General features: G+C 66.8%; 22 protein-coding genes. 9 read left to right on the forward strand and 13 right to left on the reverse strand.

The window, feature by feature from the left end:
* The first annotated feature begins 127 nt into the window (after positions 1–127).
* On the forward strand, positions 128–1,330 hold the full coding sequence (locus SB764_RS02580) for a tyrosine-type recombinase/integrase (protein WP_321904168.1): 1,203 nt from the start codon (positions 128–130) through the stop codon (positions 1,328–1,330).
* 12 nt (positions 1,331–1,342) lie between these two features.
* On the opposite strand, the gene SB764_RS02585 is transcribed toward SB764_RS02580, so the two are convergent.
* Both SB764_RS02585 and SB764_RS02590 read right to left on the reverse strand, forming a co-directional pair.
* Positions 1,343–2,668, reverse strand: a complete 1,326-nt coding sequence (locus tag SB764_RS02585; protein ID WP_410862542.1) for an MFS transporter — start codon at positions 2,666–2,668, stop codon at positions 1,343–1,345.
* A 51-nt stretch (positions 2,669–2,719) separates the two neighbouring features.
* A complete protein-coding gene (locus SB764_RS02590) occupies positions 2,720–3,592 on the reverse strand; it encodes a LysR family transcriptional regulator (RefSeq protein ID WP_065064776.1) in 873 nt (290 codons plus the stop codon).
* 155 nt (positions 3,593–3,747) lie between these two features.
* Here SB764_RS02590 and SB764_RS02595 point away from each other — a divergent pair, with 155 nt between their 5' ends.
* Entirely contained in the window at positions 3,748–5,214 is a 1,467-nt protein-coding gene (locus SB764_RS02595) for an MFS transporter (RefSeq protein ID WP_074983305.1), read from the forward strand.
* 27 nt (positions 5,215–5,241) lie between these two features.
* Here the strand turns inward: SB764_RS02595 and cysS are convergent, their stop codons facing one another.
* Both cysS and SB764_RS02605 read right to left on the reverse strand, forming a co-directional pair.
* Positions 5,242–6,642 (reverse strand): cysteine--tRNA ligase, encoded by a 1,401-nt coding sequence (gene cysS, locus SB764_RS02600; protein ID WP_410862544.1) that lies wholly within the window; start codon positions 6,640–6,642, stop codon positions 5,242–5,244.
* 343 nt (positions 6,643–6,985) lie between these two features.
* Positions 6,986–7,147, reverse strand: a complete 162-nt coding sequence (locus tag SB764_RS02605; RefSeq protein WP_065064883.1) for a DUF1328 domain-containing protein — start codon at positions 7,145–7,147, stop codon at positions 6,986–6,988.
* A gap of 387 nt (positions 7,148–7,534) precedes the next feature.
* On the opposite strand from SB764_RS02605, the gene SB764_RS02610 reads away from it, so the two are divergent.
* Positions 7,535–9,472, forward strand: a complete 1,938-nt coding sequence (locus tag SB764_RS02610) for an AAA family ATPase (protein WP_065064886.1) — start codon at positions 7,535–7,537, stop codon at positions 9,470–9,472.
* A gap of 95 nt (positions 9,473–9,567) precedes the next feature.
* Here SB764_RS02610 and SB764_RS02615 read toward each other — a convergent pair whose 3' ends face one another.
* The 3 genes from SB764_RS02615 to SB764_RS02625 are packed head-to-tail and all read right to left on the reverse strand — an operon-like array spanning position 9,568 to position 10,951.
* Positions 9,568–9,897, reverse strand: coding sequence for a hypothetical protein (locus SB764_RS02615; protein ID WP_410862546.1), 330 nt, complete (start codon positions 9,895–9,897; stop codon positions 9,568–9,570).
* A 1-nt stretch (position 9,898) separates the two neighbouring features.
* Positions 9,899–10,462, reverse strand: a complete 564-nt coding sequence (locus SB764_RS02620; protein WP_110327125.1) for an isochorismatase family protein — start codon at positions 10,460–10,462, stop codon at positions 9,899–9,901.
* Between the two features lie 27 nt (positions 10,463–10,489).
* Positions 10,490–10,951: a MarR family winged helix-turn-helix transcriptional regulator gene (locus SB764_RS02625; RefSeq protein WP_074983310.1), complete on the reverse strand. Its 462-nt coding sequence runs from the start codon at positions 10,949–10,951 to the stop codon at positions 10,490–10,492.
* Between the two features lie 170 nt (positions 10,952–11,121).
* Here SB764_RS02625 and SB764_RS02630 point away from each other — a divergent pair, with 170 nt between their 5' ends.
* From SB764_RS02630 to infA, 3 genes are all read left to right on the forward strand, one after another.
* On the forward strand, positions 11,122–12,705 hold the full coding sequence (locus SB764_RS02630; RefSeq protein WP_410862549.1) for a methyl-accepting chemotaxis protein: 1,584 nt from the start codon (positions 11,122–11,124) through the stop codon (positions 12,703–12,705).
* Between the two features lie 255 nt (positions 12,706–12,960).
* Positions 12,961–13,164, forward strand: coding sequence for a cold-shock protein (locus SB764_RS02635; RefSeq protein ID WP_065064791.1), 204 nt, complete (start codon positions 12,961–12,963; stop codon positions 13,162–13,164).
* 447 nt (positions 13,165–13,611) lie between these two features.
* Positions 13,612–13,875 (forward strand): translation initiation factor IF-1, encoded by a 264-nt coding sequence (infA, locus tag SB764_RS02640; protein WP_065064888.1) that lies wholly within the window; start codon positions 13,612–13,614, stop codon positions 13,873–13,875.
* Positions 13,876–14,032: 157 nt separating this feature from the next.
* Here the strand turns inward: infA and SB764_RS02645 are convergent, their stop codons facing one another.
* Positions 14,033–14,500, reverse strand: a complete 468-nt coding sequence (locus SB764_RS02645; RefSeq protein ID WP_110327126.1) for a YaiI/YqxD family protein — start codon at positions 14,498–14,500, stop codon at positions 14,033–14,035.
* A 256-nt stretch (positions 14,501–14,756) separates the two neighbouring features.
* Here SB764_RS02645 and SB764_RS02650 point away from each other — a divergent pair, with 256 nt between their 5' ends.
* Positions 14,757–15,032 (forward strand): hypothetical protein, encoded by a 276-nt coding sequence (locus tag SB764_RS02650; RefSeq protein ID WP_110327127.1) that lies wholly within the window; start codon positions 14,757–14,759, stop codon positions 15,030–15,032.
* A gap of 33 nt (positions 15,033–15,065) precedes the next feature.
* Here the strand turns inward: SB764_RS02650 and ptrR are convergent, their stop codons facing one another.
* Positions 15,066–15,968, reverse strand: coding sequence for a putrescine utilization regulator PtrR (gene ptrR / locus SB764_RS02655; protein WP_321865994.1), 903 nt, complete (start codon positions 15,966–15,968; stop codon positions 15,066–15,068).
* Positions 15,969–16,068: 100 nt separating this feature from the next.
* Between ptrR and SB764_RS02660 the strand changes: the two genes are divergently transcribed.
* Positions 16,069–17,460: an aldehyde dehydrogenase family protein gene (locus SB764_RS02660; RefSeq protein ID WP_410862552.1), complete on the forward strand. Its 1,392-nt coding sequence runs from the start codon at positions 16,069–16,071 to the stop codon at positions 17,458–17,460.
* A gap of 361 nt (positions 17,461–17,821) precedes the next feature.
* Here SB764_RS02660 and SB764_RS02665 read toward each other — a convergent pair whose 3' ends face one another.
* From SB764_RS02665 to SB764_RS02680, 4 genes are all read right to left on the reverse strand, one after another.
* A complete protein-coding gene (locus SB764_RS02665; RefSeq protein ID WP_065064801.1) occupies positions 17,822–18,064 on the reverse strand; it encodes a hypothetical protein in 243 nt (80 codons plus the stop codon).
* Between the two features lie 199 nt (positions 18,065–18,263).
* The gene (locus SB764_RS02670) at positions 18,264–20,177 is read right to left on the reverse strand and encodes an AI-2E family transporter (protein ID WP_124261566.1); all 1,914 of its coding nucleotides are present in this window, start codon (positions 20,175–20,177) and stop codon (positions 18,264–18,266) included.
* A 359-nt stretch (positions 20,178–20,536) separates the two neighbouring features.
* Positions 20,537–21,172 (reverse strand): phospholipid-binding protein MlaC, encoded by a 636-nt coding sequence (locus tag SB764_RS02675; protein ID WP_065064803.1) that lies wholly within the window; start codon positions 21,170–21,172, stop codon positions 20,537–20,539.
* Positions 21,173–21,656: 484 nt separating this feature from the next.
* A complete protein-coding gene (locus SB764_RS02680; RefSeq protein WP_124263152.1) occupies positions 21,657–21,935 on the reverse strand; it encodes a hypothetical protein in 279 nt (92 codons plus the stop codon).
* A gap of 389 nt (positions 21,936–22,324) precedes the next feature.
* On the opposite strand from SB764_RS02680, the gene SB764_RS02685 reads away from it, so the two are divergent.
* Positions 22,325–23,191: an STAS domain-containing protein gene (locus SB764_RS02685; protein ID WP_410862555.1), complete on the forward strand. Its 867-nt coding sequence runs from the start codon at positions 22,325–22,327 to the stop codon at positions 23,189–23,191.
* The last annotated feature ends 18 nt before the right edge of the window (positions 23,192–23,209 follow it).

Below are 23,209 nucleotides of genomic sequence, written 5' to 3' on the forward strand. Positions count from 1 at the left end.
GCTGATTGCCGGTGACGCAAAGTCGATCCGGCGGCCACGATTATGGCGCGACGCGCGTCGCCGTGCGCGATCCGCGTTATAGTCGGCAGCGTCTTTGCCTTTTGCCTCCCGCGCCACCGCTTCACCCATGCACACCGCCCTCCTCGCCCCGCGTCCGCTCGACGCGCTCGAACTGCCCGCCGATCTCGATGGCCGCGACGGCCTGAACCGCGCCAACGGCCGCATGCAGATCGCGGCGGCCAACGATCTCGACGCGATCCGCGCCTGGCTCGCGCGCGTCGCCGACTCGAAGGCGACCTTCGAAACCTATCGCAAGGAAGCCGAGCGTCTGCTGCTGTGGGCCATCGTGCAGCTCGGCAAACCGCTCTCCTCGCTCACGCACGAGGACCTGCTCGCCTATCAGCGTTTTCTCGCCGATCCGCAACCGGCGGCGCGCTGGTGCGCGGGCGGCGGCCGCAAGCACGCGCGCGACGATCCGCGCTGGCGTCCGTTCTACGGCCCGCTGTCCGCCGCCAGCCAGCGTCAGGCGATGGTCATTCTCAACGCGCTGTTTTCGTGGCTCGTGAGCGCCGGTTATCTCGCGGGCAATCCGCTTTCGCTGTCACGCCAGCGCGCGCGCCGCGCGCAGCCGCGCATCACGCGTTATCTCGAACGCGGTCTCTGGGACGAAGTGAAGGCCTATGTCGACGCCCTGCCGCGCGCAAGCGCCCGCGAACGCGAACGCCACGGCCGCGCGCGCTGGCTGCTCACGCTGCTCTATCTCGGCGGCCTGCGCATCTCCGAAGTCGGCATCAACACGATGGGCGATTTCTTCGCGCGCCGCGACGCGTCGGGCGAGGAACGCTGGTGGCTCGACGTGCTCGGCAAGGGCGAGCGTCGCCGTCTCGTGCCCGCGACCGCCGAACTGATGACCGAACTCGCGCGCTATCGCGAGCAGCGCGGCCTGAGCGCCTTGCCCGCGCCGCACGAAGCGACGCCGCTCGTGCTGCCGATCGGCCAGTCGACCAAACCGCTCACGCGCGCGGCGCTGCACACCATCGTCAAGGGGATTTTCGCGGGCGCGGCGCAACGTCTGCGCGACGCGGCGGCGCAGGAAGCCGACCCCGCGCGCGCGGCCGGCGGCACGGCGCGCGCGGCGCTGCTGGAGAGCGCGTCGGCGCACTGGCTGCGTCACAGCGCGGGCTCGCATATGGCCGATGGCGACGTCGATCTGCGCATGGTGCGCGACAACCTCGGCCACGCGTCGATCAGCACGACGAGCCTGTATCTGCATAGCGACGACGACCGCCGCCATCGCGAAACCGAAGCGAAACACCGCATCGACTGGTAGCAGCGAACACGTCTATCGTGGCGCGCGGCGTTCCTTGAAGAGCGCCACCGCGCACAGGCTCACGCAGCACGCGGGCGTCACGTACCAGGCGGCCGCGAGCGGATTGCCGCTCCACTTCACCAGCGCCGTGACGATGAATTGCGCCGTGCCGCCGAACAGCGCCACGCTCAAGGCGTGCGCGAGCGCGAGGCCGCTGGCGCGCACGCGCGCGGGCAGCGCTTCGAGCACGAGCAGCGCGACCGTGCCCGCGCTGAACGCCATCGACACGCTGATCAGGCCCACGCCGATCAGCATCGCGGGCAGACTGCGGGCGCTGTCGATCAGCACGAACACGGGCGTGCTCAACAACGTGGTGGCCGCGGCGCCCGCGAGCGCCACCGGCTTGCGGCGCGGCAGGCGGTCGAGCAGACGGCCCACGAACGGCGGCAGCGCGAACAGCAGCAACGCCGACGACGCCGACACCGCGAAGCCCGTGCTCGCGGGCAGATGCATCACGCGAATCACATAGCTGGGCATGAAATAGACGATGGCGTAGACCGGAATCGACTGGCCCATGATCATCAGCATCGCGAGGCCGAGCGTGCGGGCGTGCTCGCGCCGGAGTTCGATGAAGGGCGGCGCGGCGGATGCGCGCGCGGTGTCGTCCCCGTCATGCAGACGGCTGCGCAGATACACGCCGACCGGCAGCACGAGGAGGCCGAACCAGAACGGCACGCGCCAGCCCCACGCGTCGAGCGCCTGCGGCGAAAGCAGATGCGTGAGCACGAGGCCGAACGTGGCGCCGAGCAACGCCGCCGCGCCCTGGCTCGCGACCTGCCAGCTCACGCGCGCGCCGCGCCGCGCGGCGGGTCCCGCCTCCATCAGATACGCCGCCGCCACGCCGATATCGCCGCCGAGCGCGAAGCCTTGCAGCGCGCGCGCCAGCACCACGGCGACGGGCGCGGCCACGCCGATCGCCGCATAACCCGGGCACACCGCAATGACCGCCGTGCCGAGTCCCGCGAGCCAGACGGTGCGCGTGAGCGCGGCGCGGCGGCCCACGCGGTCCGCACACGCGCCCAGCACGAGCGCGCCCAGCGGCCGCATGAAAGCGCCCACGCCGAAGCTGCCGACGGCGAGCAGCAGCGAGGTCATCGGGTCGCCCGCCGGGAAGAATTTCGCGCCGATCATCGCCGCGAAATAGCCGAACACGGTGAAGTCGAACATCTCGAACGCCGTCACGAGCGAGGCGCTCGCGACGCGTCGGCGGACTTCGCGCGCGGAGGTTTGCGGTGCGTTGGCGCGTGCTTCGGCGTGCGCTTCAGCCGGTTGTTCCAGTGCGTCCTGGCTCGGGGGCATGGTTTCGAAGTTCAGTCGTCAGGGTGCGCGGCGCGTATTTCAGCGCGCTGTTCAGACCAGCAATTGCCGCGATAACACCTCGCGCGCCTGCGCGACCGTCTCGCGTTCGCCGGGCAGCGGCGGCGTGAGCGAAAACACGGCCTCGGGCAGCGCGGGCAAACGGTGACGCGTGCCGAGCTTCATCAGCCCGTCGGTGATCGCCGACGCGCACAGGCAGCCCACGCCCAGCCCCGCCGCGAGCATCGACTGCAGGCCCGCCACGCCGGACGCGCTATGCACCATCACGAAGGGACGGCGGTGTTCTTCGAGCAGGCTCACGGCGATCTGATGCAGCATGCAGTCGCCGGGCAGCAGCACGAGCGGCAGCGGCTCGGGCAGCGCTTCGGCGAGCGTCGGCGACGCCACCCAGTGCAGCGGCTCGCGACGCAGCACCCAGCGCGGATCGCCCTGCGCGGGCCGCACCGGGCCGATCGACATGTTCATCACCACGCCCAGATCGATCTGACCGCGCGCGTGCGCGAGTTCGATCTCGGTGCTCTTCATCGTGCTCACGTGCAGGCTCAATTGCGGATAGCACTCGCGCAGCCGCGCGAGCATGCCCGCGACTTCGTGCGTGCGGAAATAGTCGGTGATCGCCACGCGCAGTTCGCCCTTGATCGCCTGGCCGCGCACTTCGTCGAAGGCGGCTTCGTTGAGCGCCACGATGCGCCGCGCGTGTGCGAGCAGGCGCGAACCCGCGGGCGTGGGCTCGACGCCGCGTTTGCTGCGCACGAACAGCGGCACGCCCGCGCGCGCTTCCAGCTTGCGCATCTGGTCGCTGACGGTGGACTGCGAAAGATTCAGCGACGGCGCGGCCGCCGTCAGGCTGCCCGCTTCCGCCACCACGGTGAAGGTGCGCAACTGGTCGAGTTCGAAGCCTCGCATGGCTTGCTCCTATCCATCGAATTACTCGATGAATACTACCGCAAATTCCGGCTTTTCTGGAGGATGCGCCGCGCCTAAGATACCGGTTCGTTCCGGCGTCATCGGCGGCGATCCCGTCGCCATCGATCCGCCCCCGCTTTCGATACAGGTTCATCATGACTGACGACTCGCTCGCCGCCGCGCCGCCGCTCGCGGCCCCGACTTCAGCCGCCGCCGCGCGCAGCCATCACGGCTGGGCGCTGGTCGTGCTGCTGGTCGGCGCCATCCTGCCGCCCATCGATTACTTCATCGTGAATCTCGCGCTGCCCGCCATCCACTCGGGATTGAGCGCCAGCGCCGCGCAATTGCAGATGGTGGTGTCCGCCTACGCCTGCGCCAACGCGGTCGCGCAGATCACGGGCGGGCGTCTCGGCGATCTCTACGGCCGCAAGCGCATGTTCATGATCGGCATGGCGGGCTTCGTACTCGCCTCGACGCTGTGCGGGCTCGCGACTTCCGGCGCCATGCTGGTGGCCGGGCGGATTCTCCAGGGGCTGTTCGCGGCGGTGCTCGCGCCGCAGGTGCTCGCCACCATCCGCAGCGTGTTCACGCCGCACGAACAGGTACGCGTGATGGGCTTCTACGGTTTCGTGTTCGGCGTGGCGGCCGTGATCGGCCAGCTCGGCGGCGGCGCGCTGATCAGCCTGCATCCGTTCGGGCTGGGCTGGCGCGCGATCTTTCTCGTCAACCTGCCGATCGGCGTGCTCGCGCTGCTGGGCAGCTGGCGCTTCATTCCAGAGAGCCGTCCGCCGCGCGGCGCACGTATCGACATGCCGGGCACCGTGCTGCTGTCGCTGTTTCTGCTGATGCTGGTCTATCCGCTCACGCGCGGACGCGAGGAAGGCTGGCCCACGTGGATGCTGATCTGCCTCGCCGCCTCGGTGCCGATGCTCGGTGCGCTGCTGCGCGTCGAAGCGCGTAGTCTCGCGCGCGGTCATGATCCGCTGCTCGACGTACGGCTGTTCCGCAATCCCGTGATCGCGCTCGGCCTCGTGCTGGCGTTTCTGTTCTACACGCTCAGCGCGTTTTTCCTGAGCTACGGCATCTATCTGCAAGGCGCGCTGCACTGGACGCCGCTCGCCTCGGGCGTGGCGATCCTGCCGTTCGGGCTGGGCTTTCTGTCGAGTCCGCTGCTGATGCCGCGCCTCGTGTTCCGCCTCGGCAGCTATCGCGTGCTGACGCTCGGCTTCGTGCTGATCGCGCTCGGCCTCGCGGCGGCGGCGTCGCTCGCGAGCGTGAGCGCGCCCGGCGCGGGCTTCTACCTCGGCCTCGGCGCGATGGGCATGGGCCAGGGCCTCGTGCTGCCGTCGGTCGTGCGCATCGTGCTCGCGGAAGTCGACCCGGCGCGCGCGGGTGTGGCCTCGGGCATGGTCACGGCGACCTTGCAGATCGGCGCGGCCGTGGGCGCGGCGACGCTCGGCGGCGTGTTCTTCTCGCACCTCGGCGCGCATCCCGTCGCGCTCGATTACGTGCAGGGCTTTCGCGTTTCGATGTTCGCGCTGGTCGGCATTCTGTGCGTCTGCGTGCTGAGTTCGCTCGCGCTCGGGCCGATGCATCGACGCCTGCATCCGCAGCCGGCGTGATGCACGGCACTCGCGTTCACTGACCGTTCACGGATCGATCGCCGCCTGAGGCGCACGACGCACCGGTTGCGGCCCATGCGCGCCGTCCTCGATACGCCAGCCCTGCGCGTCGAGCGCCGCGCGCAAGGCATCGGCCCGCGCCCAGTCTTTCGACGCGCGCGCGGCCTCGCGCTCGTTCACCAGCGCCTGAACCTCGGCGGGAACCTCGGCTTCGACCGGCCGCCAGTCGCGCAGCCGAAAACCCAGCACCGCATCGAACTGATCGACCGTCGCGCGCAAGGTCGCGCCCGGCAAGCCGCTCCTGACGCAATCCCAAAGCACGGCCAGCGCTTTCGGCAGGTTCAGGTCGTCGTTCGCTTCGGCGTCGAAACGCGCGACGTACGCGGCGTCGGCGACACCGCCTTCGGGCCAGCCCGCATACAGCCGACGCAAGCGATTCAACGCGGTTTGCGCGGCGCGCAGCGCGTCCCAGTTGAACTGCAAGGTACTCCGGTAATGCGCGCTCAGGCACAGATAGCGATACGCAAGCGGCTCCGCCTGCCGATCGCGCAGCGTTTGCAGACGCAGAAAATCGCCGGCCGACTTCGACATCTTCGCGTCGCCCTGCTGCGTCAGAAAGTGGCCGTGCAACCAGAAGTTCGCGAGGCGCGTGCCGTGCGCGGCCTGCGTCTGCGCGATCTCGTTGCTGTGATGCACGGCGATGTGATCCTCGCCGCCGCAATGAATATCGAACCACGTGCCCAGATATTTCGCCGACATCGCCGAGCACTCGATATGCCAGCCCGGAAAGCCGCGCCCCCACGGACTGTCCCATTCCATCTGACGCTGCACGCCGGGCGGGCTGAACTTCCATAGCGCGAAGTCGGTGATGTTGCGCTTCGCCCCGATCGCCACGCGTTTGCCCGCCTGCAAACCGGCGCGGTCGAGACGCGCGAGAAAGCCGTAATCGTCCTGTTTGTCGGTGTCGAAATAGAGACCGTCGTCCGTGCGATAGACGTAGCCCGCGCGCTCGATCTCCGCAATGAAGGCGATCTGCTCGGCGATGTGATCGGTCGCGCGGCACCAGACATCCGGCTCCAGCAGATTCAGCGCGCGCCAGTCGTCGACAAAGGCTTCCGTATAGCGCCGCGCGATGGCCCACGCCGACTCGCCCGTGCGGCGGCTGCCCTTTTCCATCTTGTCCTCGCCTTCGTCGGCATCGGAAGTCAGATGGCCGACGTCGGTGATATTCACGACGTGCCGCACCGTGTAGCCGTTACGCGCGAGCACGCGCCGCAGCACGTCCTCGAACACATAGGTCCGCAGATTGCCGATATGCGCGTGATCGTAGACCGTCGGCCCGCAGCAATACATCCCCACGCGCTCGCTTCGAATGGGCGTAAAAGGACGCAAGGCGCGCGACCAGGTGTCGTAGAGCGCGAGGGGCATCGGGTTTCTCCGGTTAAACGGTGTCGATAAACAGGAAAGAAAAACAAAAAGGCCGCCGGTTTTTCAACGGGCGGCCAGTTGGCATGAATCGACGTGAAGCGCGACGTGTACCGACGCTAGACGCAGCCTGCCCCCGGCATGTGCTGACAACATGCGCGCTGGATGAAAGCGAGGAAGGAGGCGGTGAAATTCATGTAGCCGATGCTAACGTCGAACGGACTCAATGGTCAAGAGCGCGATGTGCACAGGCGAACGGGCAACGCTAGACGACATCAATCGTCTGGCGTCGCCCGCACGGTCACGACAAATTACTTCGAACTACTACTAAATCGAGGATACACCCTCATCGCCGCACGACACCCATAACGAGCGTGACGAGGAAAATAACGAGGAAGATGAAGAACAGCACCTTCGCGATACTCGCGGCGCCTGCCGCAATGCCGCCGAAGCCCAGGGCCGCCGCAATGATCGCGACGATGAAAAAGACCAGCGCGTAATACAGCATGATGTGACCTCCGTCCGGTGTGGGTTGTGCCGTGCGCCCGACTATGTGCGGGCGGTCCGGAAGCATGCGCAAACGTTGTGCCCGCCATTCGAGATCATTCGACAACGAGCCGCCGCCAATCAAAAGCGCGGATTGAAACCGCTTATTGCGTCATTCCCGGTTTTTGATTACGCGGTAACGCGGGCATAATGCCAATGGAGAAATGCGATTAAAAAGGGTCGTGTTCGCATTGCTAACGATTTATTCATCGGAATTGATTGAATTCCGATTTTTCAATCGGCCTCCTCCCGCCCGATCGCTTGCACGCAAGACGCTCGCGCCACCCGTCCCTCCCGTACGATGTTTTTCGGGCGCCGCGCCAGCGGGCCCGCGCAGGAAGAGTGTTCGATGAAACCGGCAAGGAATTCGCTCTGGTCACGCGTTGGCCGTTATGTGGCGTGCGCAGCGGCCGTGGCCGCGCTCGCGGCAACCGTGGGTTTTCTGCACTGGCGGCATGAGCAGCCGGCCACGCAGTCTCAATCCGAAGCACAGCCGGAAGCGCTCAGCGGCGTGGCGAGCGACATGCGTCACAACGCGTCCGCGTGGACGCATCGCGAGAAAGACGTGTCGGCGATGCTCGGCGATATCCGCGCGCATGACGTGCGTGCGATCGGCGTCAGCCGCGACGCGATTCTCGTTTCGACCCTGCAAGGCGACAAGTATTACGTGGCCGATCACAACGGCGCGTTCTCCAACGCGCTGCTGCTCGGCGACCTGAAGCCGGACGGCGCCGCGCCCTATCAACTCGTCTGGCTACCCGACGCCAACCTGCGCACCGGTCTCGCGCGCTGGGGCGACACCTTCGACCACATACGCGACGCGCTGAGCCTGCTGCTCTCCGTGCTCATGCTCGGCGGCCTCGCGTGGTTCGTGCGCCGCGAAATGGCGGGCGGCGCGCAACTGCTCGGCAAGCCGCCCGTGCTGCGCTTCGACGACGTGATCGGCGCGGGCGAAGCCAAATCGGCGCTCGCCGACGTGCGCGCCTGGCTCACCGAGCCCGCGCAATTCACCGGCATGGGCGTGCGCGCGCCGTGCGGCATCCTGATGACGGGCGGCCCCGGCGTCGGCAAGACGCGTCTCGCGCAGGCGCTCGCGGGCGAATGCGGCGCGAGCTTCATCGCCATTACCGGCAGCTATTTCAGCGCGAAGTATTACGGCGTCGGTATCCAGAAAGTGAAGCGCCTGTTCGAACTCGCGCGCAAGAACGCGCCCACGGTCATCTTCATCGACGAAGCCGACGGCCTCGGCAAGCGCACCGACACGGGCGGCGGCCCGGTCGAAGCGGAGAGCAACCGCATCATTAATCAGTTGCTCGCGGAAATGGACGGTTTTGCCTCGAACGAAGGCATCATCATCGTGGCCGCGACCAATCATCCGGACAATCTCGACGAAGCGCTGCGCCGTCCTGGCCGCTTCGACCGCACTGTCGCCGTGCGCCTGCCCGACCTCGAAGACCGCGCGGAAATCCTGCGTTTTTACGCGGCCAATCTGAAGACGAAAACCGACGACATCGACTTCGAACAACTCGCGCGGCTCACGACCGGCCTCTCGCCCGCCACGCTGTCGATGATCGTGAATCAGGCGGGCCTCGTCGCGCGCAAGGCCGGCGATCGCCACGTGGGCGCCGCGCATTTTCTCGAAGCGATCAAGATCGCGCGTATCGGCGATATCAACGGCGCGGAGCGCGCGCTGTCCGACGACGAACGCACGCGCATCGCCATTCACGAAGCCGGCCACGGACTCGTGGCCGCGCTGCTCGGCACCGGCGTGCTCGAAGAAGTGACGATCCTGCCGCGCGGCGGCGCGCTCGGCGTGGCGCTCATCACGAAGATGCAGGACAAGTATCTGTATCGCGAAACCGAAATGCGCAACGAGATTCAGGTGCTGCTCGGCGGCCGCAACGCGGAACTGCTGATGTTCGACGAAGCCTCGAGCGGCGCGGCGCAGGATTTGCAGGAAGCGTCGCGCATCGGGCTCGACATGGTGTCGAAGCACGGCTTTAACGCCGACGGCAATCTGTTCAGTCTCGCCGCGTTGCCGCAACAGGTGGCCGGGCTGCAATTGAAAAGCGCGATCGAACACGCGAATGCGCTGCTGCACGAACTCAACGACGCCTGCTTCGCGCTGCTGCGCGCGAACGAACCGGTATTGCGCGCGATCGCCGACCGGCTGCTCGAAGAAGAAACCGTGCCGGGCGAAACGGTGTATCGCCTGATTCGCGAACACGCGGCAAAAAGTGCCGCAATCGCCGAAGCGAACGAGGTGATTGAAATCGCGGCGGCTTGAGTATTGATTCGACGTTTCGTCGACAATAAAAAACGCGCCTCGTCAGTGACGAGGCGCGTTTTTTTATTTGCTTCGAACGCTTCGAACGCTTCGAATCAAGGGTTTTCCGGCGTATTGCCACCATGCAGCGCGCCGAAGTGACGCGCGCCGAACAACCCCATCAGCAGCACGCCGAGGCCGAACGGCACGGCATCGGCGTTCGCCTTGATCGCGAAATCGCCCACGTGGCACAGCAGCAAATAGCCCGCGACGAGATTCAGAAAACCCCACAGCACATTCACCGTCGACGACGACAAGCCCTTGCCCGGCGGGTTCGCGAACGGCGTCTGAAACGGTTCGCCCATCACGCCGCCCACGAAGTGCGGCACGGCATTCGACAGCAAGGCGCCACCAAAAAAGTACGCAATAACATGTGACCAAACCATTTCAGACGCTCCTCGCGGCGAGTAAATCGATGATGTCCTGCGCAACGCCGGTTTCGCCCAGACGGGGAAAGACGTGCTCGATGCTGTATGCGTGCGCCTCGGCGCGCGCATCGGTCATGGCGTCGATCGCGAGGCTCACGTTGAAGCCCAGTTCGTACGCCTGACGCGCGGTCGATTCGACGCCCGTGCCCGTCGCGACGCCCGTGATCACCACCTGCGTGACGCCCAGCGCCTTCAGGCGCGCGTCGAGCGCGGTGTGGGCGAACGCGCCCCACGTGCGTTTCGTCACGACGATATCGCCGGGCTGCCGGTCGAGTTCGTCGATGAAATCGGTCCAGCCTTCGGGCAGCACGTCGTGACGGCGCGGCCGCTCCGTGCGTCCGGGCGCAACGCCCGCCACGTTGACCAGCACGACGGGCAGACCGCGTGCGCGAAATGCGCGCAGCAACGCGCCGGTCCGCTCGATCACGGGTTCGATGGGATGCACGAAGGGCGCGCCCACGATGCCCTTCTGCAAGTCGACGACGATGAGCGCCGTGTTGGGGTCGAGCGCGGTGTAAGGCATGGCTTTCCGTGGCGTGAGGAAGAACGTTTAGAAGTCGGCGAGACGCTGGAGCAGCTTCACGGCGTCGGCGAGCGCGGCCTGCTCTTTCACCGAGAGCTGCGCCTGCAGCGCCTGCACGAGCCAGTCCTCCTTCGCCGCGCGGCTCGCGTGCAGCTTGCGCCGGAACGTGGATGTCAGACCGATGAGCGTTTTGCGGCCGTCGTCGGGATCGGGCTTGCCTTCGACCACGCCCAGCGCCTCCAGACCGGCCACCGTGATCCGCATGGATTGCGGCTTGACGGCGTCGGCGCGCGCCAGCCCGGAAACCGTCGCCGGACCGCTGCGGTCCAGATGCACGATCACCGACTTCTGCGACGACGTGAAATCGCCGGCCTGCGCCTGACCGCGCACGCGCCGGACCAGTTTGCCGACCGCGACGCGCAGTTCGCCCGCCAGCGCGGGCAGATCGGTCGCGCTATCCGCGGAGGTCGAAAGGGATCGGGTAGTCATGGGCGAAGCCTAGCATATGTACAGTTAAACTGTACATATAAACTGCATAAATTGTCGGCGGCGTCCGGTACATGCCAAGGGTAAACACCCACCGGAGCCGATTAATTTCCGGCGCGAACGTGCCGTTATACTTTCCATACACGGCATGATGTTTCGTATATGGAACAATAATGAGAAGCCTGACTATCAATTTGCGACTCGCGCTGACGGTCGTCACACTCTGGGCACTGGTGGTGGCGATGGGCGTTGTCAGCCTGATCGGCATGGATCTGACCAATCGCGCGCAGCACGATGCGTACGCGGTGCATTTCGCGTCGGCGGTAGCGCTCGGCAAGTCGGGCACGGCCATGTCGCGCGCGCGCTTCGGTCTCGACTGGGCGGTGGCGAATCCGCATTCGCCGCAACTCGGTCCGCAGCTCGACCGCGCGCAAATGCTGCTCGCCGAATCGGACCGCTGGTGGCAGCAATTCCGCGCGCTGCCCAAGACCGCCGAACTCCAGGCGCTCACCGACGACCTCGACGCCAAACGCAGCGCCGTGCGGCGCGACGCGATCGACCGCCTGATCACGGCCATCCGCAGCGGCGACACGAGCTGGATGGACGAGCACCGCGCCGCCGAACTGATCGGCCTCTACACGGCGATGAACACTAGCCAGGGCGCGCTCGAAAACTATCTCGACGAAGCCGCGCGCCGCGCCGACGCGCAATCGAGCGCGCGCTTCCACACGCTCGGCGTGGTGTGCGGCGCGAGCATCGTGCTGGCGCTGCTGATCGCGTTTCTGAGCTGGCGCGGTCTGCGTCGCGCGGTGATGGACCCGCTGCGCGCGGCGATGGCGCATTTCGAGGCGATCGCGGCCGGCGACCTGACGACCCGCGTCACCGCGCATCGCGCCGACGAAATGGGCCTGCTGCTCGACAGCCTCGCCGCCATGCAGACGCGCCTGCGCTCGACGATGGAGCAGGTGCGAAGCGGCGCGAACGCGATGGCGACCGCCACGCAGCAGATCGCCACCGGCAATCTCGATCTTTCGCAGCGCACCGAGGAGCAGGCGTCGTCGCTGGCGCAGACGGCGTCGGCGATGCAGGAGCTGATCGGCACGGTCGAGGCCAACGCGGTCCACGCGCAGCAGGCGCGCGAACTCGCGCTCGGCGCCTCCGACGTGGCCGTGCGCGGGCGCGACGCGGTCACGCGCATGGAGCAGACCATGCACGAGATCCATGCCAGTTCGTCGAAGATGACCGACATCATCGGCACGATCGAGAGCATCGCGTTCCAGACCAATATCCTCGCGCTTAACGCGGCGGTCGAAGCGGCGCGCGCGGGCGAGGAAGGACGCGGCTTCGCGGTGGTCGCGGGCGAGGTGCGCAATCTCGCGCAGCGCGCGTCGGCGGCGGCGCGCGAGATCGGCACGCTGATCGCCGGGTCGACGGGGCGCGTGGCGAGCGGCGCGGAACTCGTCACCGAGGCGAGCGGCGCGATGGCCGAAATCCAGACGTCGACGACGCGCGTCGCCACGTTGATCCACGAAATCGCCGCCGCCTCGCGCGAACAGAGCGACGGCATCGGGCAGGTCGGCCTCGCCGTCACGCAGATGGACGAAGTCACGCAGCAGAACGCGGCGCTGGTCGAGGAAAGCGCGGCGGCGGCTTCGTCGCTCGCCGAGCATGCGAATTCGCTCAATACGCTGATCGCCGGGTTCAAGGTCGAGAGCGGCGTTCTGCCGCACGACGCCCGGATCGCCCGCCCCGCTTGATTCTTCGCCTGATCGATGCCGTTGCTTCCGTCCCTCCACGACACTGCACGAATACGAGATACTTGACCGGACGATCGGATTCGTGTAATGTCGGAAGGTAAATTTTCAGCTGTGTCTGCTCATCTTTTGCCGCTGCCAATCGCTTGTATCAGTGAGAGGTCAAACAGCGGCTCTCGTTGACCTCTCCTGCTTGATACTTTATTCGCCCTTTCCCGGGGCGCATGTGTGTTTATTTGTTTATTCAAGGATTTTCTAGTGGAAACCGGTACCGTCAAGTGGTTTAACGACAGCAAGGGCTTTGGCTTCATCACCCCGGACAAGGGCGGCGACGACCTGTTCGCTCACTTCTCGGAAGTGCGTGGCACGGGCTTCAAGACCCTGGCTGAAGGCCAGAAGGTCAGCTACGAAACCAAGCGTGGTCCGAAGGGCCTCCAGGCTTCGAACATCACGCCGCTGTAAGGTGTTAGCATCGCGTCCGGCCCTGGCTGGACGCGATTGCCCTGTCTCAGACCGTGGCAGTCACATGCCACGCGTATCTTGTGCGTGTTCCCGCGTTTGTGTTCACTGCGCCCGCAGCCCGGACACCTGGTGTGCACACGCGCCCGATGGTCGTACCGGCGGATGAATCTGGCTTCTGGCCAACTCTTCCGCGTTCCCGGTTGGCTCATCACGAGCACTAGTTGCCCACGCATTGGCGGACGCGAGTCGCGGTGCGGGATCGCCTGACTTTTGGCGGCCGTGAGCCTCGCCGTTGCCGGTTTCCGAGCGCTTCTGTACAGTTCGTCCGCGAGCATCGCGGGCGCAGGGCAGCCGGGCCAAGAACCGCAGCGAGCCGACGGCGTTCGCACAGGGCATCTCAGCGCGCTCCGCTCGAGCGCGGCATTGTGTATTTCAGGAGGAATGGATTTGGCGAAGGAAGAACTGCTTGAACTCGACGGCGTCGTCGACGAAGTGCTGCCGGACAGCAAGTATCGCGTCACGCTGGAAAACGGCGTGGTCGTGAACGCTTACGCGTCGGGCCGCATGCGCAAGAACCACATTCGCATCATCGCGGGCGACCGCGTCACGCTCGAATTGTCGGTCTACGACCTGACGAAGGGCCGCATCAACTTCCGCCACAAGGACGCATCGGGCGGTGGCCCGCGTCCGGCGCAAGCTCGCCGCCGCTAAGCAGTTAGCCAGCAGTAGCACACGGCCCTGCCCGGCGCGATTGCCCGGGCGAGGTCGTCGTCAGCGTGTGCCCGCTCACCCGCATACCTTCTGGTATCGCGCGGCGCGGGCACGTTGCGTTTGTGCCGTCAGTATCGGCGGCATTCTTCAGATCGATTCATGGCGTCCCGCGCTTCGGCGTGGCGACCGTCGCGAGAAATCGATCCAGCTGGCCCGCAAAGGTCCGGCTGTCACGCAGCGCATACGGCGCCGGACCACCGGTGTCGATCCCGGCGCTGCGCAACTGCTCCATCGCGTCGCGCACCGTCAGCCGCTCGCGAATATTCTCAGCCGTGAACCAGCTACCGCGCGGATCGAGCGCGCGTGCGCCCTTGTCCAGCACCGCCGCCGCGAGCGGAATGTCCGCCGTGATCACCAGATCGCCCGGTTCGGCCATCTCGACGATGCGCTGGTCGGCCACGTCGAAACCGGCAGGCACCTGAATCGAGCGGATAAACGGCGACGGCGGCGTGCGCAGATACTGATTCGCGACCAGCGTCACGTTCATTTCGACACGGCGCGCCGCACGAAACAGGATGTCCTTCACGACGGCGGGACAGGCGTCGGCATCGACGAGAATTTGCATGGGGATTCGATTTCGGGAAGGCAGGCGCTACGGCCAGGAACACGGCGCGGGAACACCACGCGCCGACACTATATCGGATCGGAGCACGCCGGACCCAGATCGCCCTGCGCGCGCAGATTTTTCAAGCGGGCGCGCAGCGCTTACCGTTTTCGAGCGCGCCGCAGCGTTTGCAATCCGCCGATCCGCCCGGCTGGCCGAAGGTGGCACGTTCTCTGCGGATTCTCGGGGACGATCACCCGCTTCGGGGAGACAGACAATGAGCACGCAAGACTACGAGCACGCCGACGCGCCCCCCACCGATCTGCCCAAACCCATCGGCGACGCCATACCCGCGCCCACCGAGCCGGGTCTCGATCAGCCGCTGCCGCCGAAAGGCGATCAGCCCGCACCCGGCGACACGCCGGACCCAACGCCCGAACCCGCCCCCGCGCAAGACGCGCCGCCCGCCGACCTGCCGAGGCCGTTCGGCGACGCCGTCCCCGCGCCCACCGAACCGGGGCTTGACCAGCCTTTGCCGCCCAAGCACGGCTGACGTTGACGCCACGCGGCGCATCCCGCCCAAGCTTCAAGCCAGCGCGCGTTCCGCCTCCTCGGGCTGCGTGCCCGCCTTGCGCTGCGCCTCCAGCATCTCGATGAGCCGCTGCACGGCCGGCGAGCGCAGATCGCGCCGCCAGACCAGATAGATCTTCACCTTGCGATACGCCGCCGGCAGCCGGTGCGCCTTCACGGCGCTGCGATTCGGCAGGCTCTCCAGCAAGCTCGCGGGCATGAGCGCGAGCCCCGCGCCCGCCGACACGCACGCGAGCATGCCGTGATACGACTCCAATTCGAAGATGCGCCCTGGCGCCGCGCCGTCTTCCTCGAACCAGCGCTCGAAAGTGCGCCGGTACGAGCAGTTCGAGCGGAACGCATAGAGATTCGCGCCGTTCACATCGCGCGCACGTTTGATCGGCGCGCGGTTCGCGGCTGAAATCAGGATCAGTTCGTCGTCGAAAACGGGCACGCCCGTGAGCGCGGGATGCGCGACCGGCCCGTCCACGAACGTCGCCGCCAGTTCGCCCTCGATCACGCGATCGATCAGTTCGCCCGACGGGCCCGTCGAAAGATCGAGCGTCACGTCGGCATAACGGCGGTGAAACGCCGCCAGCACCGGCGGAATATGCACGGCCGCCGTGCTCTCCAGCGAGCCCAGCGGCAACGCCCCGCGCGGCTCGTCGCCGGCCACGGAGAGCTTCGCCTCGTCGACGAGATCGAGAATGCGGCGCGTGTAGTCGAGAAACGCCGCGCCCGTCGCCGAGAGCCGCAGCCGCATCTTCTCGCGGATAAACAGTTCGGCGCCCAGCTCGTCTTCGAGCTGGCGCAGCCGCGTGGTGAGGTTCGACGGCACGCGATGCAGGCGCTGCGCGGCGGCCTGCACGCTGCCCGCGTCGGCGATTTCCCTGAAAATCTGCAATTGGGCCAGTTCCATGCATTCGCTCCGAGAGAACAATTTGTTCAATATTATTCACTTTCACTGAGCATTACCAGCCCGTATCCTTGCAGGCAATCACCCCTTCAAGGAGCCCAACATGGCCGAAGCAACCCGCACGGAACACGCCGTCTCGCTCAATCCCGCGACCGGCGAAGTCATCGCCCGCCACGCGTTCGACAACCGCGAGGCCGTCGAGGCGGCGCTCGCGCGCACCGCCGCCGCCGCGCGCGTCTGGCGCGACACGCCCGTGGCACAGCGCGCGAACGTGCTCGTGCAGCTCGCCCGCGTGCTGCGCGAGCGCAAGACCGAATTCGCGCTGATGATGGCCGACGAAATGGGCAAGCCCGTCGTCCAGGCGCGCGGCGAAGTCGAGAAGTGCGCGGCGCTCTGCGAGTGGTACGCGGAAAACGGCCCGGCCATGCTCGCGCCGACTTCCGTGCCGGTGCTGCAAGGCACGGCGCGTCAGGAATTCCGTCCGCTCGGCCCGATTCTCGCGGTGATGCCGTGGAATTTCCCGATCTGGCAAGTGCTGCGCGGCGCGGTGAGCATGCTGCTCGCGGGCAACACCTACGTCCTCAAGCACGCGCCCAACGTGATGGGCAGCGCCTATTTGCTGCGCGACGCGCTCGCCGCCACCGACCTGCCCGCCGGCGCGTTCGAAGTGCTGAACCTGCCGCCCGAAGACGTCGCGCCGGTGATCGCCGACACGCGCATCGCCGCCGTGGCCGTAACCGGCAGCGTGCGCGCGGGCGCGGCCATCGCCCAGCTCGCGGGCGCGGCGCTCAAGAAGTGCGTGCTGGAACTGGGCGGCTCGGACGCCTTCATCGTGCTCGCCGACGCCGATCTCGACGATGCCGTGCGCTCCGCCGTGCTGGGCCGCTTCGGCAACACGGGGCAGGTCTGCCTCGCGGCCAAGCGTCTGATCGTCGAAGCGCCGGTGGCCGCCGAATTCGAGGCGCGTTTCGTCGCCGCCGTGAAGGCGCTGCGCATGGGTTCGCCGCGCGACGAGGCGAATTTCATCGGTCCGATGGCGCGCTACGATCTGCGCGACGAACTGCACGGCCAGGTCGAGCGCACGCTCGCCGAAGGCGCGCGTCTCGTGCTGGGCGGCCACAAGGTCGAAGGCCCGGGCAACTACTACGAGCCGACGGTGATCGCCGACGTGCAGCCGGGCATGACGTCGTTCCGCGAGGAGCTGTTCGGGCCGGTCGCCTCGATCATCGTCGCGCGCGATGCGCAGCACGCCGTCGAGATGGCGAACGACAGCGAGTTCGGTCTGGGCGGCACGATCTGGACCCGCGATCTCGAGCGCGCGGACGCGATGGCCGCACAGATCGAAACCGGCGCGGTGTTCATCAACGGCGACGTGGCGACGGACCCGCGCGTGACGGTCGGCGGCGTGAAGAAGAGCGGTTTCGGACGCGAGCTGTCGAGCTTCGGCATGCACGAGTTCTGCAATGTGCAGACGGTCTGGACCGACCGCCGCTAAGCGGGGAACGTTCAGCGTTGCAGAATAAATACGGTGCGCCGCGATTCCCTGCACGAGGACGGGTTTGTCCTGATGCACCGAATCGCGGGCTCATCCGTTAATCCGTTTATGGAGCGCGGCGGCGGCTCGACCGACTTGCCGGTCCGGCGCCGCGTGCCATACCCTGTCCCCGTTCATTCAGGGACCATGCAGAGTCGAAGTATTCAGCGCTGCGGGAAATCCGTCGGCGCTTTTTTTTGCGTGCCCGGGTGGTGGCTGCGGGAAGAATCGAGCGCTAGCTGAAGCGAAGCAAACCGCAGGGACATTTCGAACGACGAACGAAGTTCGCCGCGTGCTCAATGCATCGATCCGGACATGCGCATCAATGCGCGTCGTAGCTGCCGGACTCTTCGTACGGCGCGAGGCGCGGTTCGGCGCGGCCGAGTGCTTCGAGCAGCGAGCGGCCGGCGGACGTGAGCGACAGACGGCGCATGCCTTCGGCGCGCTGTTCGAGCGCGACGAGCTGACGCTCGAACAGAATATCGAGTTCGTGGCGGTTCATATCGATCTGCTCCGGCGCGTGGCGGATCAGCATCAACGTGGCAAACTCGTGGGGGCTAAGCACTTCTCCTCTCCTTGATCGGCACCGCTGGAATGCAACCAGGGGCGCAGGGCCGCTTATGATCGGGGGAATGTGTGACGCGCGCGTGACTGTCACAAACTTTGTCACAGTCATCGCAACGTTCGCGCCACATTCGTCGTCGCCGCCGATCAGGCCGTCGATCAGGCCGTCGAGTTCGCCGCCGCGTCGATCCGTGCGCCGCTCAGCCTTGCCGCTGGGCGAGCGCCACGCCGCACGCATCCACCAGATCGCGCAGCGTCGGTGCGAGTTGCGTGCGGGCGTCATCGGCGATGCTCATGCCTTCGTCCCTGCGCACGGCGCGAACACCGACGACGATGGACGCGTCGGGCGCACGCTCGCGCAGCCGCCGCACCAGGTTGCGAAGGTACGGCGGCGACTCCGCGGCATCGAGCGACACCACGCAGATCGCTGCCGTCTGCGCATCCACCATGCCCGCGCGCGTCGCGCGCACTTCCTCGTAGGTGGTCGCCGTGCTAGGAATCTTCGCGCGCCCGAGCAACTGGCAGACGACCGCCACCGCGACGTCGTCGAATGCGCCGCGCCCCGGCACGCAGAGCAGCGCGCGGCCGTCGTCGGGAATCTCTGCGCGCAGCTCCGGCGTCAGCTCGGTTGCGTCCTGTTTGCGCGCGCCGTTGCTTCCATGCCCGTTGCCGTTGCCGTTGCGCGTATGGCGCGAATCGTCGACGGATTCGAGGTCCTCGACGATATCGAGCAGCGCCTGATTGATGCGCGCGATCTGCTCGGCGGGGAGCACGCCGCGCAGCACGTCATTGCGCGCGAAGCGCAAGCCCTCAAACACGACCTGCTCGTAATAGTCGATCAGCGGCATCTCGTTGAGCAGCCGGTCGGCCTGCAGCAGTGCTTCGTGCGGATCGTCGGCGAGCAGACGTTGATAGCAGGTCTGCGCGGGCGTCAGCGCGGGCTGATCGCCGAGCAGGATGGTCAAAAAGTTCAAACGATCCACGTAACGGCCGAGCGTGACGATGCACAGCGTCAGTGGCGTCGAGAGCACGAGCCCGATCGGCCCCCACAGCCAGCTCCAGAAAATCGCCGCCACCACCACCGCGAGCGGCGAGAGTCCCGAGCGGCGGCCGTAGAGCATCGGCTCGGCGAACTGGCCCGCCACGACATCGACGACGATGAAGAAAATCAGCGTCCACACCGCCATCGTCCATTGCGGCTGGATGGCGGCCGCGAGCAGCGTGGCGAGCACGGCGGCGATCCAGATGCCGATGTACGGCACGAAACGCAGCAGCGCCGCGAGCGCGCCGAACAGCAGCGCCCCCGGCACGCCGATGCCCGCCAGCCCGATCGCCAGCACCGCGCCCACCGAAACGTTCACGCCCAGTTGCGCGACGAAGTAGCGTGACAGGCGCTCGGAGGCGTCGTTGATGGCGGTGGTCGTGCGGTGCAGGTCGTCGGAACCGAACACGCTGATCAGGCGGTCGCGCAGATCCTCGCGCTGCAGCAGGATGAAGATCGTCACCACGAGCACGATGAAGCCGGTCTCCAGCGGCGCGATCACCGGCGAGAACGCGCGCTGCGCGAGTTGCAGCGGCGTCGGCGCGGGCGTGTGCACTTCCACCGGCATCGGCTGCTGCGGCTGGTTGCGCGCGGCGCGCCCGCGCGGCTGCGGCGGCGCGGGCGGCGGCGTGGGCGTCACGCGTTGCAGCGCGACGGCGGCGCGCGTCATCAGCGAATCGGCGCGGCCGACGGTTTTTTCCTGCACCGTCTGCACTTTCTGCTCAATCTCTTCCTGATACTGCGGCAGGTCGGCGGCAAGCTGCACGATCTGCGCGCCGATCAGCGCGCTCACGCCCGCCAGCGCGAGCACCGTGGCGAGCACGGCGATCAGGATCGAGAGGAATTCGGGCAGACGCACGCGCCGCAGCGTGTTGACGAGCGGCGCGAGCAGAAAGCTCAGCAGCACCGAGAGCGTGATCGGAATCAGCACCGCGCGGCCGAAGTACAGTGCGCAGACTACCGCCACGCCGGTAATGACCGAGGCGAGCGTGTGGATGGTGGGCGTGCTCGGCGGGAACACGCGGTTGCGGCGGCCCGCGGCGGAACCGGGATGCGGCACCTGCCAGGGCATGACATACGGACGGCCGGACCCGTCGTCGGACAGGCGCTCGGAGGCGCCGTCGGAACCGGCATGCGGACCGTCGGAAGCGGAATCGGACGGTCGGCGAGACGACGCGTCGGGCGGCTGCGGATAATTCATGGCGATGCGGTCAGCGTTGCGGTAAGGGATCGGGCGGCAGCAGCGCCCGTCTGGTTTTCATCGTAGCCGCGCGGGCTTGGGCGGGTTGGCGCGGGTTGGCGCGGGTTGGCAAATACTTCGCGGTCATCGGGCGCATCCGGGCAGAACGTGCGCCGGGACGTGAGCGTAACGCATGCCGACGACGGCGCGCAGCTCGACACGGCCGCGGCGCGCAAACGCGGTACGCAACATCAGGGCTTGCCCGCCTGCAGTTCCTGATTGCGCGAGCTGAGGAACTGGATCAGCCCGTCCACGCCGCCCTGCTGGATCTTCTCGTTGAACTGCGCGCGATAGGTCTGGATCAGCCACGCGCCCAGCACATTCAGATCGTAGAGCCGCCAGCCCTGCGGCGTCTTGTAGAGCCGGTAATCGATCTCGACGGGCTTGCCGCTCGTCTGCGCGAGCGTGCGCACGACCACGTCGGTGTCGCCGGGCGCATTGCGCATCGGCTGATACTCGATCTGCTGGTCGGGCTTGAGCTGCGCGAGCGCGCCCGCGTACAGGTGAATCAGCAGGAGCTGGAACTGGTCCATCACCTGTTGCTGCTGCGCGGGCGTGGCGGTGCGCCAGTGCGGCCCCATCGCGAGCCGCGTGGTGCGGCGGAAATCGACGTACGGCAGGATGTCGCGATCGACGATGTCGCGAATGCGCGCGATATCGCCCGGAGCGATCGACTGCGAGCGGACTTCGTCGAGCACCTGCTGGGTCGCCGTCTTGATGAGCGCCTGCGGGTCCGACTGGTCGACGCCCTGCGCGGCGCGCGCGGCCGTGGCGAAGCCGCCGAACCCGCAGGCAAACAGCGTGACAAGCAAAAGGAGCTTCTTCATTCGATATCTCGTCCGTCTCGATCGTGGGAAGCGGGCCGGTGCGCGACGCTGCCCGGGGGCGCGCGGCGACCAAACCGCGCGTTGGCGACACGTTGGCGGCGCGTGGGCCGCTGGCGTCCAGTCTAAAGGGTCGCCGCCGGAGCGGCCGCGACGCGGGCAGCGAGCGGGCGCGCTACGGCAGGCAAGCGGGATGAAATCCGCGGTCGACACGGCGGTGACGAAATCGGCTCAACGCGAACCGGAGCAGCGCGTTGCAGAGCGGAAGTGCGCAAGCGTAACGCAACGCCGCGCGTGATCCGGGGCGCGCTGTTACGTTACGTTACATATGAAGAAAACTTGTTACAGATGTTTCCCCGTGGTGGAAAGCATCTGTCGGCATCTGTCCGGCGTGACCAGAGTCGATAAAAACTGATCGACCGTGGCCGCATGTGACGGCCGGCGCGACTGACGCCGCGCCGGCCCTGTTTGCGCGCTTATCGACAACTCAATCGCGCTTCCTCCCCTCACTACCCTGCTCCCGGCCGCCCGGCCAGCCTTGCGCCGTGGGCTCGGCGAAGAACGCCTCGAGCCCGAACAGCCAGGCGACACACCATGACAGGCGTGACAGCACACGTGACAGCACGCCGCCCGAAACACTGTCTTCTCCCTGAACTTCCCCGGATTGCGCGTCCGGCAGTCCCGATGCGGAAAACACGGCCCCTGCCGTTCCGCTCGCAAGACTCCCCGGCGTCGATTCCTGTCGTGAAACGGGATCGATCTTCATGTTGCACCCCTCTCCTCGTTTTTGTGTGTGGCGGGCTATAAGGAGCAATGTCCGTACCAGCCCGAATCGGGTCGCGCGCGAGCCGCCGCGAAGCGCTGAAAAGCGGCTTCGTCCGCCCTGCGTGCGCCACCGCACGGAAGCCGCGCGCCCGCTTCCTCGTCGCCGTTACACCCCGACACTGTAAAAACTACAAGCACGGCGTGAAAAAGCGAAAAACCCCGTGATTACAGCACGCCCGGCGTGTCGCGAAGGTGCGCTGCGGCACGTATCGAGGCGCTTGCGATCGCGAACCTTTTTCCGGATGCGTAATAGCTTCAATCTCGTGGATGGTGTAAGGTGCAGCGGTTCGTCTCGAAAATGAGACCGCCGAAAACGAGAGGAGAGATCGTATGACCACGCCCGATCGGAGCCGCGTCGCGGACGTCCTGAATCAGCATCGCGACGCCCTGCTGGCCGACTGGATCCGCCTGCATCTGCCGATCGCCCTGCGCCGCGGTCTGGCGATGGAAGCCGAAATCCGCGAGCAGTTCTCCGCCTTCCTCAACGTTTTTCTCGACACGCTCTCGCGCGCCGACACGCTCGACGCGACGCGTCCCGAATGGGAGCCGGTGCGCGCCTTTCTCGCCGACATGTCCGCGCACCGCGCGCGTCAGGGCTACACGCCGGTCGAGACCGCCACCTTCGTGTTCTCGCTCAAGCAGCCGCTCTACGCGCGGCTGCGCGAGGCGTTCGCGAGCGAGCCCGCCGAACTCGCCGACCTCAGCTGGTCGGTCAATCTGCTGCTCGACGGCCTCGGCCTCTACACCACCGAAGCCTTCCAGAAAAGCCGCGAGGCGATCATCGCGCGCCAGCAGGAAGAACTGCTCGAACTCTCGACACCGGTCGTGCAGCTGTGGGAAGGCATTCTCGCGCTGCCGCTGATCGGCACGCTCGATTCGGCGCGCACCCAGGTGGTGATGGAGAGCCTGTTGCAGAAGATCGTCGATACCGGTGCGAGTCTCGCGATCATCGACATCACCGGCGTGCCGACCGTCGACACGCTGGTCGCCCAGCATCTGCTCAAGACCGTCGCCGCCGCGCGCCTGATGGGCGCGGACTGCATCATCAGCGGCATCCGTCCGCAGATTGCGCAGACCATCGTGCATCTGGGCGTCGATCTGAGCAACGTCACCACCAAATCCACGCTCGCCGACGCCTTCACGGTCGCGCTGCAACGCACCGGCTCGACCATCGTCACGCCGAAGGCCGCCGTTTGAACCACGCGAACCGCGTGG

Source organism: Paraburkholderia sp. SIMBA_027, assembly GCF_046535315.1.
GTDB lineage: Bacteria > Pseudomonadota > Gammaproteobacteria > Burkholderiales > Burkholderiaceae > Paraburkholderia > Paraburkholderia tropica.